The sequence below is a fragment of the Mucilaginibacter rigui genome, assembly GCF_014773275.1.
In the GTDB taxonomy this organism is placed as follows: Bacteria; Bacteroidota; Bacteroidia; order Sphingobacteriales; family Sphingobacteriaceae; genus Mucilaginibacter; species Mucilaginibacter rigui_A.
This window is the reverse complement of sequence record NZ_JACWMW010000003.1, coordinates 202,069-215,199: the sequence shown is the minus strand read 5'-3', so window position 1 is coordinate 215,199 and position 13,131 is coordinate 202,069. Positions and strand designations below refer to the sequence as shown.

11 protein-coding genes are annotated in these 13,131 nt (G+C 44.2%); 1 reads left to right on the top strand and 10 read right to left on the bottom strand.

The features are described from left to right. Positions 1-9 precede the first annotated feature (9 nt). Entirely contained in the window at positions 10-876 is an 867-nt protein-coding gene (locus tag IDJ75_RS14405; protein WP_191176331.1) for an SDR family oxidoreductase, read from the bottom strand. Between IDJ75_RS14405 and IDJ75_RS14400 the strand changes: the two genes are divergently transcribed. Further along, positions 875-1,522: a YceH family protein gene (locus tag IDJ75_RS14400; protein WP_191176330.1), complete on the top strand. Its 648-nt coding sequence runs from the start codon at positions 875-877 to the stop codon at positions 1,520-1,522. The two genes, IDJ75_RS14405 and IDJ75_RS14400, sit on opposite strands and share 2 nt — an antisense overlap. Here the strand turns inward: IDJ75_RS14400 and IDJ75_RS14395 are convergent. The 9 genes from IDJ75_RS14395 to IDJ75_RS14355 all read right to left on the bottom strand — a co-directional run bounded on the left by IDJ75_RS14395 (position 1,515) and on the right by IDJ75_RS14355 (position 13,131). Then, positions 1,515-2,114, bottom strand: coding sequence for a TMEM175 family protein (locus IDJ75_RS14395; RefSeq protein WP_191176329.1), 600 nt, complete (start codon positions 2,112-2,114; stop codon positions 1,515-1,517). The two genes, IDJ75_RS14400 and IDJ75_RS14395, sit on opposite strands and share 8 nt — an antisense overlap. Before the next feature lie 15 nt (positions 2,115-2,129). Then, the gene (locus tag IDJ75_RS14390; protein ID WP_191176328.1) at positions 2,130-2,945 is read right to left on the bottom strand and encodes an SDR family oxidoreductase; all 816 of its coding nucleotides are present in this window, start codon (positions 2,943-2,945) and stop codon (positions 2,130-2,132) included. Between the two features lie 6 nt (positions 2,946-2,951). Then, positions 2,952-3,782, bottom strand: coding sequence for a 5-dehydro-4-deoxy-D-glucuronate isomerase (gene kduI / locus IDJ75_RS14385; protein ID WP_191176327.1), 831 nt, complete (start codon positions 3,780-3,782; stop codon positions 2,952-2,954). Between the two features lie 90 nt (positions 3,783-3,872). Beyond that, positions 3,873-5,330, bottom strand: a complete 1,458-nt coding sequence (locus IDJ75_RS14380) for a phytoene desaturase family protein (RefSeq protein ID WP_191176326.1) — start codon at positions 5,328-5,330, stop codon at positions 3,873-3,875. Between the two features lie 10 nt (positions 5,331-5,340). Next, complete coding sequence (locus IDJ75_RS14375; protein ID WP_191176325.1) at positions 5,341-6,126, bottom strand: NIPSNAP family protein; 786 nt, start codon at positions 6,124-6,126, stop codon at positions 5,341-5,343. A gap of 52 nt (positions 6,127-6,178) precedes the next feature. Further along, positions 6,179-10,339, bottom strand: a complete 4,161-nt coding sequence (locus IDJ75_RS14370) for a hybrid sensor histidine kinase/response regulator (RefSeq protein WP_191176324.1) — start codon at positions 10,337-10,339, stop codon at positions 6,179-6,181. 183 nt (positions 10,340-10,522) lie between these two features. Further along, the gene (locus IDJ75_RS14365) at positions 10,523-11,287 is read right to left on the bottom strand and encodes a 3-keto-disaccharide hydrolase (RefSeq protein WP_191176323.1); all 765 of its coding nucleotides are present in this window, start codon (positions 11,285-11,287) and stop codon (positions 10,523-10,525) included. Positions 11,288-11,314: 27 nt separating this feature from the next. Continuing rightward, positions 11,315-12,190 (bottom strand): sugar phosphate isomerase/epimerase family protein, encoded by an 876-nt coding sequence (locus IDJ75_RS14360; protein WP_191176322.1) that lies wholly within the window; start codon positions 12,188-12,190, stop codon positions 11,315-11,317. Positions 12,191-12,246: 56 nt separating this feature from the next. Then, complete coding sequence (locus tag IDJ75_RS14355) at positions 12,247-13,131, bottom strand: hydroxypyruvate isomerase family protein (RefSeq protein WP_191176321.1); 885 nt, start codon at positions 13,129-13,131, stop codon at positions 12,247-12,249.

Below are 13,131 nucleotides of genomic sequence, written 5' to 3'. Positions count from 1 at the left end.
TTCAGCAGCTTAAGCCAACCATTCAAACCAATTTTTTATCTTAAAATGGTATGCAAGTACCTCATCTGCGTTTACGCTGCTGATGATCTTCCATTCTTTCAACTCAGGTATAAACACGGGGTGCTCCAGTCCCGCTTTGGCAGCGGCTTGTGTATAAAAAGCAAACTTTGGCGGATGGTGCGGTGTACAGGCGTTCATGGTATATCCAAAAGCATTTTTAGCCATTACTGCAAGCGTAAAGCCTATACAATCGTCCTGGTGGATCATATTTACAGGCGCCAGGCCGTTTGGTATATCTTTTTTACCTGCAAAGAACCTGCCCGGGTCGCGGCCGGGGCCAACAAGGCCGCCAAAACGAATGATGGTAGTTTTAAAGCCGGTTTGATGCCTGAAAAGTTCCTCAGCATCAAAAAGTATCAGGCCTGATGGCGTGTTTGGTTTAGGGTCGCTTAGCTCGTTCAGCTCCATATTTTGCTCGGCGTACACGCCTGTAGAGCTGATGAGGATAACCTTTTTAACGCTGCCCTGATTAACAGCATCAATAGCACGCTGCAGCTTATGCACGTACTCCGCCCCTTCTCCTGAACGGCTTTTTGGCGGGATAGCTATAATTAAAACATCACAGGTAAAAAATGCAGGGTTCAGGGCGGTATGCTCTGCCGATAGATCAATAATGAAGGGAGTAATGCCTTCCGCTTGAAGCGTGTCGAGTTTATCGGCCGATGTGGTAGAGCCATTAACTACAATGCCTTTGGCAACAAGTGCCTTTGCTAATGCTAATCCGTACCATCCGCAACCTAAAATACTAACCGTCATATTACGGGCTAAGATAAACACTATACCCTCAGTTTGAAACCACTTGTTATATTTGTGCATGGACACACCGCAAACTTTACCTGTTTTAACCGATACCGAACTACGCGTACTGGGCTCGCTGATGGAAAAAAGCAAAACCACGCCCGATTATTACCCCATGACGCTTAACGGCCTCACCGCCGCCTGCAACCAAAAAACTGCGCGCAGGCCCGTGGTTGATTACGACGAGAACACCGTTATGCTGGCGCTGGATACCTTAAAACGTAAAGGGCTTATCTCTACTGCCACGGGTGGCAGCAGCAGGGCTACCAAGTACAAGCACAACTTTGGTATTGTTTTCCCGGTGGTACCATCAGAGGTGGCGGTGATCTGTTTGCTGATACTGCGCGGGCCGCAAACCCCGGGCGAGATCAACACCAACTCGGGCAGGTTGTATGAGTTTGAGGACCTGGACGAGGTACAGGCCATGCTGGAAAAACTTGCCGGCGGCGAAATGCCTTATGTATTGCAATTACCAAAACGCCCCGGGCAAAAAGAAGTGCGTTATCGCCATCTTTTAGGCGGTACTATTATTGAAGATGACACGCAGGACGAACCATTGCGCCGCGCTTCAACATCCGAACTGGAAGAACGCCTGAGTAAGGTAGAAACCGAACTGGCCGAACTGAAGGAGGCTTTTGATAAACTGATGCAGGAACTTAGTTAGTATGGTGACCTTCTTTTTCGTCAGCTAATTTACGCTCTATGCGCCTGTCGGGGATAAACCAGATAATAGCGACTATAAAGTACATGACAAAAGCTATCCATGAGTGGATGAATGATACGGCGATAGCGGCAGCGTAGATGCCTGTGGAGATCTTCCCCTTGGTATCGTTGCCAACAGCGCGGGCAAGTACCGAGTTTTCGCCATGGTGCTTAATAAGCGTACCCACCAATATACCGTAGGATATTGAGCTCATGATAAGCACCGCGCCATAGCAAATAACAGGCAGTTGGGCAAAATGGTTCTCGCCCATCCATGCCGTAACAAAAGGAACAAGCGATAGCCAGAACAGCAGGAACAGGTTAGCCCATAAAATAGCGCCGTTAACAGACTTTGCCGCATGCATCATGTGGTGATGGTTATTCCAGTAGATACCTACATAAACAAAGCTAAGTACATAACTTAAAAACACCGGCCCCAGATGGCGCAAAGCTTCCCAGCTGGCATCATGCGGCACTTTAAGCTCTAACACCATAATGGTGATGATAATTGCCAGTACCCCGTCGCTAAATGCTTCTAAACGTCCTTTACCCATAACTATGTTATTGCTTTATACACCCCCAAATATAGAAAACCCGCCGTCAACACAGATCATAGAACCGGTTACAAATGCCGATGCATCGCTTAAGAGCCAAACCAGTGCGCCTATCAGCTCATCCGGGTGGCCAAAACGTTTAAAGGGGGTTTGTTTTATAACCAGTTCGCCCCTTTCGGTGTAGCCACCTTCGGGTTTGGTAAGCAGGTTACGGTTTTGTTCGGTCAGGAAAAAGCCGGGTGCAAGGGCATTCATGCGGATGGCATCACCATAACGGTTAGCCAGCTCAACCGCGAACCATTGCGTATAACAATCAACCGCGGCTTTACCCATATTGTAGCCCAATACCTTTGTAATAGCCCTTTTTGAATTCATGGATGAAATATTGACTATGCTCCCCCCACCCGTTTTGGCAATAGCCTCGCCAAATACCTGTGTAGGGATAAGGGTGCCCCAAAGGTTCAGGTCGGTTACTTTTTTCATGCCATCTATTTTCATGGCAAAAATATCTTCGTTGGGATGTAGTACACCATCGGGCATATTGCCCCCTGCGGCGTTTACAAGCCCGTCTAAACGGCCAAACTTATCAAGCAGCAATGTGCGTGCGGCAATAAGCTCGGTTTCATTCATGGCATCAGCAATCAGTGCTATGGCTTTACCACCTTTTTTGTTGATGGCTTCTGCACGTTCTTCGGCAACCTGCCTGTTACGGCCTAATATACCAACTGCGCCACCGGCCTCTACAATACCGTTCACAAACGAATTACCTAATATGCCCGTACCGCCTGTTACTACTACAACTTTGCCTTCAAGCGAATATCTGTTGTTCATGCTTTATTATCTTAGATCTGTTATCGCTAAAGCATCCATATCGGTATAGTCCAGGTTTTCGCCTGCCATGCCCCAAATAAAGCTATAGCTGGCAGTACCGCTACCTGAATGAATGCTCCACGGCGGCGAAACTACCGCATTGTAATTGTCTGTTATAATATGGCGGGTTTCGTGTGCCTCGCCCATATAATGAAATACCTTTTGCCCGGCAGGTATATCAAAATAAAAATACGCTTCCATGCGGCGGTCATGCACATGTGCGGGCATGGTGTTCCAAACACTGCCTTCGTGCAAAATAGTTAAACCCATTACCAACTGGCAGCTTTTTATCCCTTCGTGGTGGATGTATTTATTTATGGTACGCAGGTTTGCTGTAGCCAGGCTGCCCAGGGTTACCTTCACTGCTTCGGCGTTTGATAATAACGTGGTTGCACATACGGCATGCGCCGGTGCCGACAGGATATAAAAAACAGCATGCTTTGCTGCACTGCTGCTTGCAAAATGTACCTCTTTTACCCCTTTGCCCAAATAAAGGCAATCGAGTTTATTAACAGGGTAGGTTTTGCCATCAGCAATTACCTCGCCATTGCCGCCAACATTAATGATCCCCATTTCGCGGCGTTCTAAAAAAAAATTGGCACGCAGATTTGGGTAATTGGGCAAGGCGATCTTTTCACCAGCCGGGTTAGCCACGCCAACGATCATTCTGTCGTAGTGGGTGTAAACCAGGTTTACCTTGCCGGGCTCAACCAGGTTCTCCATTAAAAAATTCTCACGGATCTTTTGCGTATCGTAACTTTTAAAATCCCCGGGGTGTACACTATGTAATACTTTCAATACTGCAGTTTTAGTTTATTAAACAAAATAACAATTTAGCCGCGAATACACGGTATCTTTTCGTAGCCCATCCAAAGTATATCTGGCCCCCTATTTTCTTTCAAGGGTATCGTCAGTAATATCAAACACATCTTTTAATGCTTTTTTAGCGGCATAGTATCCACACATACCGTGTACCCCACCACCGGGAGGTGTTGATGACGAGCAAATGTACATACCCTTCTCAGAAGTTTTATAAGGCGAATAACGAAGCACGGGCCTGGTAAAAAGCTGCCCAATATCTATCACCCCACCGTTAATATCCCCGCCAATATAATTGGGGTTATATTCTTCCATTTCCATGGCATCCATGGTATGTTTGGCCAAAATAATATCCCTAAAGCCGGGTGCATAACGCTCAACCTGTTTTTCAATGGCTTCCGTCATGTTATGTTTAGAGCCGTTTGGCACGTGGCAATATGCCCACGCGGTATGTTTGCCTTTTGGTGCACGGGTACTATCAAAAATGCTTTGCTGTGCCAACAGCGCGTAAGGTTTATCGGGATGTTTGCCGTTCCAGGTTTGCTGCTCGGCATCGCGAATCTCATTCAGGGTATTGCCAAGGTGTATGGTACCCGCTTTTCTGCACCCGTCAGATGTGAATGGAATAGCCTCATCTAAAGCCCAGTCTATTTTATAAACGCCCAGTCCGTAACGGTAACGTTCCAGCTGCCATTTGTAAATTGATGAGAACTTGTGCCCGGCAATCTGCAGTAATTGTTTTGGTGTGATATCAAACAAAAGTGCGTATGCCGATGGAAGTTGATGTAATGATGTTACGTAAGTATTGGTCTCTATTTTCCCTCCCAGCAACACAAAGTAAGATGCCAGTGCATTTGCAATACTGTTTGAGCCACCTACAGGAACCGGCCAGCCTTGTAAATGCCCGGCTGCCATTAATACCAGTGCTATGGCTGATGTTGCCATATTGGTTAAAGGCTGTATAGCATGCGCCGCCATACCGGCGAAAAGTGCTTTTGCCTGCTTGGTTTTAAAGCTTTTGGCTAACAGGGTTACGGGCTTCATGGCATCCAGCCCAAAACTTGCCAGTGCCAGCGGATGTTTTGGAAAATGCAGCGGGCCTAATACATCCGCGTCTATTAAAGGCCAGTTTTTTGTTACCGAACCCATCAGCTTTTTGTAGGCTTTTTCATCAGCCCCTAAGTGCTGCGCAGTTTCGTCAATACTACGGCATAGGAAAGCCGAATTTGCATGCTCTAAAGGGTGGGCGGCATCTATTTCCGGGTAAATATAACTCAGGCCATGATTTGCCAGCGGTAATGTTTTAAAAAAAGGCGAAGCTGAGGCCAATGGGTGTATGGCCGAACAAATGTCGTGCTTAAAACCGGGCAAGGTCAACTCTGCCGAGCGCAACCCGCCGCCTATCTCACTTTTACCCTCAAGCAGTAATACAGAAAGCCCTTTTTGCTGCATCAGTATAGCTGCAGCCAGCCCGTTGGGGCCAGAGCCAATTACAATAGCATCAAAATCTTTTTTTTCGCGGGCCATGGGCATCTCTTTAAAAGTCCGAGTAATCCGCAGGATATAAAAATGTTATATCCGCTTTAGATACATTGTTCTGAAATTCCTTTCGCGATGAAAGATCCTTCCATTGTGCATCCTTGCCAAAAGCATCCCAATGTTTTTCCCTGTCGGCCTTATCGTTAAAAGTGGTCAGGTACATCAGGTTAGGCATATGGCTACCTGCAATAACGCTGCCATAAAATACCGGATTAAAGCCAAGCCTGTCGAAAAGATCGGTTTCGCCGCTGTTAAACATACGTACTTTGTTATAATGTAAGGCCTCGGTAGGGCTTTCGTAGCTACGCAATTCATAAATACGCTTGGCCCTGTCGCCGGTTAATTTGGGGGCCACCGGCTGTGGGCGGGTTATAAATGCGGTTAATATTATGGTTTCTAAACGGCTGTAAGGCGGTTTATTGTAAGCGGCGTTGGTATAATCCTGGCTGTTTGCAGCAAAGCTGTTTGGCTGTTCGGCCGAGGCGTTAAGGGTTTCGATGCTTTTCCAGTTTTTAAAAGGGATAAAAACATAGATACGCCTGTCGGTGGTGTCTGTTTCTACCGGCTTAAAAACGCCAATATTTTTAAAGCCTTTTTGGTGCAGCAGGGGCAAATAAGCGGTTTTCAGGTAATTATCTATAGCACCCTCCTGCGCCGGTGTTTTAAAATGATAGACCTTTATCTGGTAGTAATAGCCCCCGGGTTGCGCTATCAGTATTGGCGAAGAAAGCATAAGTAATACGATAGATAGCGCAAAGCAAAAGAGTTTTTTATAAGATAGCATGGCGAAATATTTTGCGAGCTAATTTATCTAAAAAACAACACAACTGCATTTATTACTGTGCTACTTTATTTGCATCCCAATCAGCCAAAATATCCATCAGTTCCTGCAACTTTAAAGGCTTGCTTAAGTAGCCGGTCATACCAGCCGCAAGGCATTCTTCTCTATCTTCTACCATAGCATTAGCCGTCATGGCAATAATTGCAGGCTGGTGCTCCATGTTCTGGCGAATGAAACGTGTGGCCTCCAAACCATCCATTTCGGGCATTTGTACGTCCATCAGTATCAGATCGTACTTCTTATTTACCGTGGCGTTGATAGCTTCGTGCCCGTTCTCAACAATATCAGGCTTGTAGCCCATTTTATTGAGGATATATTTTGCGAGCTTTTGGTTGATGGTATTATCTTCGGCTATTAGTATAGTCATCGGGTGTACCCTGGCAAAATCTTCAGAGAATGGCGTTTTAACGGCCTGTACCTCTGTTTTTACATCGTTACTTATTTTCAGCTGCTCAATAATATGTTTGTATAGCAATTGGTGTTTAGTGGGCTTTGTTAAGGCTACATTAAACAAATGTGCGTTATTGCGGCTTTGTTCGTTACCCATTGATGTAAGCAGTATAATGGGTACCTGGCTATGCCCGCGTATCTTGCGTGCCAGTTCAATCCCATCCAATTCGGGCATATTCATGTCTGCTATAACGAGGTCGATATTAGCATTCTTCTCCAGCGTTTTCAAAGCACCCATGCCTGATGCTGCCATAACCGGGATAAAGTTCCATTGCTTTAATTGCTCTTCCAGTATATCGCGGTTGGTTTTATTATCATCAACAACCAGTATCTGTTTGTTCTGAATCTCGGCTGTGTTTAAATTCACGTAATTACGTTGTGCCTTTACACCCGGCCTGGCCAGTATATTAAAAGAGAAGGTTGTGCCTTTGCCCACTTTGCTTTTCACGTCAATTTCGCCCCCCATTAAGTTTACCAGCTTTTCGCTGATGGCGAGACCTAAACCAGTGCCGCCGTACTTACGGGTGGTGCTTGAATCGACCTGTGAAAATGCCTTAAACAGCCTGCCTATTTTATTCGGCGGGATACCGATGCCCGTGTCGCGAATCTCAAACAAGAGGTCGAACTGGTTATCGTGGTTGTTTTTTAGTTTTACACATATAAATACCTCGCCTTTGGTGGTAAATTTAACAGCGTTACCTACCAGGTTGATCAGCACCTGCCTAAGCCTAAAGCCATCAGCAATAATTTGCGAAGGCACATCGTGTTCCACCTGGTAAACCAGATCGAGGTTTGAGCGGGCGGCCTTTTCGGCAAAAACATCAAGTACGGCTTCTATACAATCGCGCAGGTCAAAATCCTGCTCATCCAACTCCATATTGCCCGATTCTATCTTAGAGAAATCCAATATATCGTTTATGACATTGAGCAGCGAATCTCCACAGTTTTTTATCGTTTCGGTATATTCCTTTTGTTCGGCGTTCAGTTTGGTATTTGCCAAAAGCGTTGCCATACCCATCACACCATTCATTGGTGTGCGTATCTCATGGCTCATGGTGGCAAGGAAAATACTTTTAGCTTTGTTCGCTTTTTCGGCCTCCTCGCGGGCTTTTTCTGCATCTTCACGCAAAACGCGCTCTTCATTTGTCATCTCGGCAAGGCGAAGGGTACGGTCTTCTACCTGTTGCTCCAGTATGGCTTTCTGCGCTTTTATTGATCGTACACGCACAATAAATATGATGTAGATGAGTACAGCTATTACTACTGCACCAAGTGTTTTAAACCACCATGTTAACCAAAATGGTGGTGTGCTGATAATTTCGAGGCCCGACGTAACCGGCGACCAAGACCCTTCCGGGTTTTGATATTTCAGTTTAAAAACATACGTGCCGGCTGGTAAATTTGTATAGGTTGCTGTATTGCGCGAACCTACATAGTTCCATTCCTTATCAAAGCCTTCCAGTATATACGCATATTTTTTTTTATCGGGTGATGTATAGTCAAGTGCAGCAAATTCCAGTGATATAACCGATTGCTTATGATTGAGCGTAATAGAGCGGGCATCTTCTATATCCTGCTTAAGCGGCGAATTATCGTTTTTATCTTTAGCAGGCGCTACTGTTTTATTAAACAATTGGAAAGCAGTGATAACTAATGGCGAAAAACCCTGCGGCTTTAGTATCTGGCCCGGGGTAAAAGCATTAAACCCGTTTACGCCGCCAAAGTAAAGCTTGTTATTACTGCCTTTGAAGGATGAATGCGACTTAAATTCCTTCTCCTGCAGGCCATCTTCTATACTGTAATTTTTAAAGGTGTGTTTAGCCCTGTCAAAAACCGAAAGGCCGTTGTTTGTGCTGATCCATAATTTACCGCTGTCATCCTCGCGTACGGCGTAAATGATATCGCTTGGCAAACCATCTTTTTTTGAAAAGTTGGTAAAATGCTTTTTAACCGGATCGAACAGGTTTAAGCCCGAAAAAGTACTGAACCAAATATTACCCTTGCTATCCTCAAAAATATCGGGGATGTTATCGTTACTTATACTATTTTTTTTGCTGTTGTACTGGAACCGTGTGAATTTACCGGTTTCCCTGTCAAGTAAGTTTATGCCGCCATCAAAAGTACCCACCCACAAGTTATTCTTACTGTCTTCCAGTAAGGAGTAAACCCTGTCGCTGCTTAAGCTATTCGGGTCGTCGGGATTATTTTTATAGACCGTGAATTTTTTAGTCTTCTTATTGTAATGGGTTAAACCATCATTATAGGTGCCAATCCACGTGGTATGGTCTTTTGAATGTACAAGCGCATAAATATTATTACCCCCCAGGCTGTTGGGGTTATTAGGGTTGTTTTTAACATTGGTAAAAACATTGGTTTTGGGGTTAAATATACTTAATCCATCTGCCCAGGTACCTATCCAAAAATTCCCTTCGTAATCCTGGTTAACGGTAAGCACATAGTTACCTGCGATACTGTTTTTCTCATTTTTGTTTTGGGTGTAATGGGTTATAGTGCCTTGCTTATGGTTAAATTTATTTAAACCGCCGCCATCTGTACCCACCCATAAATTCTGTTGTGGATCCTCGTAAAGGGCCAGCACAAAATCATTTGACAGGCTGTTGGCATCCGAGCTATGCCTGTAATGCGGAAAACTGGCCATACTACGCCTAACTACATTTATCCCCCCACTGTAGGCGCCAAGCCACATATTCCCTAACCTGTCTTTACAAATACCGTAAAGCGTATTTCCGTTCAGGCTGTTCTTGTCTATATCATCATGCTGGTAGCGCGTTACATCCCCTGTTTCGGGGTTTAGAATACAAAGGCCGCCGTTATCACTTCCTATCCACAGCTTCCCGTTCGCATCGGCATTTAAGCAGTATATGTTATTGCTGGTAATTCCATTATCAGCCCTATTTATGTACTGGTAATGGGTAAATGTTCTGTTTTTTTCATCAAATAAGTTAAGCCCGGCATTTTGAGTACCTACCCATAAGCGGCGCTTGCTATCCTCAAAAATACAACTGATGTTATTACTTGATATGCTCTTAGGGTTTTGCAGATCGTACCGGTACTTTTTAAACGTCCCGGTTTTTTTTTCCAAAACTTGCAGCCCGCCGTTAAAAGTGCCAGCCCAAACACTATTATCGGCCCTTATATATACAAAACTTACGTTATTGTCGCTTAGGGTACCGGCATCACTATCAATATGCCTGTAATGTTTAAACGTATTATTACGGGTATTAAGGTAATCCAAACCTCCCTGGCCGGCTATCCAGATATTGCCCCTTTCATCAACTGCAAGTTTGTTTAGTATATTGTTGGATATGGAGTTGGGCGTTTTATCATCGTGTTTATATTGTATGATACGGCCGGTTTTACGATCTATCTTATTGAGGCCTATAATAGTTGCCACCCAAATATTCCCCTCCTTATCCTCTATCATATCGGCTACCATGCTGCTTGTTATTGACCGGGGGTCCTGCGCATCGTGCCTGTAGGTGGTAAAACTGTAACCATCGTATTTATTGAGGCCATCGCGTGTCCCTATCCACATAAACCCGCGGCTATCCTGTATAATGGTTGACACGTTTATTTGCGACAAACCTTCGCTTGCACCTATATGCTCAAATTTCAGGCTTTGGTTTTGCGCCAAACCGGTTAAAGCACAAAGCACCAGAATAATTGTTATAAAATGCTTATACATTTAATACCGCAAATTGTAAATAATAAAAATTTATTAAGGGTTTATTTGGTTTACAATCAGCTTATACGAAGCATATTATAATAAGTTCAAAATATGCAAAAAAAGAAACAATACCGAAATTTCTCTAAAACAAAAAAAAGCTTACCGTACCGGTAAGCTTTTACTAAAAAAATAAAAATACTATTACAGTTCCCTAACCCAAATGTTACGGAAACTAAGCGGTTCGCTTTTATCGCCATGTGCCTGTAATTTAATTGGCGATGGGCCATGAGCCTTCCTGTAGGCAGGTGTGCCTATATATTGCGTTGGGCCTAAAAGCTCAATATTGTTTTCAACCAATACACCGTTAAATAGTACGGTTACACGGGCCGGGGTTTTTACTTTATCACCATCAAAAGTTGGGGCTGTCCAGATCACGTCATAAACGTTCCATACACCCGGAGGCCTGGTTGGGTTAGCAAGTGGTATAAACTGTTTGTAAATACTCCCTGCCATGCCGTTAACGTATGTTTTATTATTGTACGAATCTAATACCTGTAACTCATAACCGTCATCGCCTTTACCAATTGAGGCTAAGAAAACACCGCTGTTACCACGGCCCTGGCCTGTACCTGTAATGTTTGCAGGTACTTTCCATTCAATATGTAACTGGTAGTTACCGAATGATTTTTTAGTTTCGATATTACCCGACGATTTATTTACTGTTAATATATCGCCTTTTACATCCCATTTTGCATCTCCGCCGCTTGCCACATCTTTCCATTGGCTAAGGCCGCTTTTACCGTCAAATAAAATAACAGCGTCTGAAGGTGCTTCACCTACAACTTTACCTGCTGTAACCACCGGTGGTACCGGTTCCCATTTTTCGGTATCCTCGGGTTTATTTTGTGCATTCGCCATAAAGGCTCCTCCTGTTAGCAATGCGGTTAAAATTATCCTGTATTTCATTTATTTATTATTAATTGATTGGCTAAATTAAATATGCAACGAGTTTTTCATGTATGCACTGCTTTGCGCTATACTCTTGTATGGATCAATATTGGTAAAGTTTTCCTGTTCAACAATAAAGTGTTTGATGCCCGCAAGCTGTGCCTTACCCAGTATTGTTTTAAAGTCGATACTTCCGCTGCCAATTTCCGTATTCAATTCATTATTGGCTTTATCCATATCCTTAACATGCACCATGGCAAAACGGCCCGGATGTTTTTCAAAGATCTTAACCGGATCATGACCTGCGCGTACAACCCAGTAGATGTCCATTTCCATGCTTACAAGTGTTGGGTCTGTTTTAGCTAAAATGGTATCGTAAAAGGTTGTGCCTTCGGTTTCTTTCCACTCGAAATTGTGGTTATGGTAGCCCAGTTTTAAACCATGCGTTTTGCAAATTGCAGCTGCTTTGTTCATCTTATCGGCTATCGAATTAAAATCGGCAGCGGTTTTAATAAAATCGTGGTTTAAGCCGGGTATCACAATGTAGGTTTGGCCGATAATTTTAGCAGCCTCAATGTAGCTGTTAAACTCATCCATTTTGCCGGTACCAAAAAACTCATCTATACCATAGTGGCCGCTTGGTGTTTTTAACCCATTGGCTTTTAACACTGTACTAAACTCTTTTGCGCTAAGTCCCCAAAAGCCATTTTGTTTTGAGTAACCAAATGTTTCAACTTCGCTGTAGCCAGCTTTAGCAATTTTGGCAATTACGCCCTTTGGGTTCTTCGGTAATTGATCGCGTAAGCTGTATAATTGCAGGCCTACGCCGTTTTTACTTTTTGCCGAAAGTAACTGAGGTGCAAGTACCATACCTGCGGATACGATGCCCGCCTGTGCTAAAAATGTTCTTCTGCTCGTCATTATATTTATTTTGGTTGATGTAGTGTTTATTATAGACCTATCGGCCTGTATAAGGTTTAAACATCGCAAATATGCACGGCCTTGCGCAAGGATAATAATTTGTCTTTTTGCTTAGGGATAAACTCCTGCGCAACAAAACCCTTGTGCCCTACCTCTAAAACTGCACGCATAATTGCGGGGTAAAAAAGTTCTTGTGTTTCGTCTATTTCATTACGGCCCGGTACGCCGCCTGTATGGTAATGCGCAATATACTGGTGATGTTCGCGGATATTACGGATCACATCACCTTCATCTATCTGCATGTGGTAAATATCGTACAGCAGCTTAAAGTTTTCCGATCCCAGCCTTTTGCAAAGTTCAGCTCCCCAGGCAGTATGGTTGCATTGATAATCCTTGTGGTCAATTTTGCTGTTAAGCAATTCCATTACTAAAACAACATTGTGCTGCTCGGCCAGCTTTACCATAGGTTTTAAACCTTCCACGCAATTCTTCCAGCCTTCTTCATCGGTTTTACCTCTGCGGCTACCGCTAAAGCAGATCAGGTTTTTGTAACCTGCAGCAGCAACCTTTGGTATCATGGCCGAATATTGCTTATGCAACTGGGCGTGGAACTGCATATCGCCAAACCCATCGGTAAGGTTTATCTCGGCACCATTACACATTGACGAGAACAGCCCGTATTTTTTCAATGTAGGCCAATCTTCGGGGCCAACCAGGTCGATGCCTTTTATGCCGATATCCTTCGCGGCAGCGCAAAGCTGCTCAACAGAAATATCGCCATAACACCAACGGCATACCGCATGGTTTATATTACCTTTTAATTTATCAGCCATTAATTCTTTTTCGCCGGGTTTAAAAGACGAGAGCATGCCCGCTGTGCTTATTGCCGCGGTACCCGCAAGCAGGTTCTTTATCGCCGATCTTCTGTTTGTAGCTGCCAT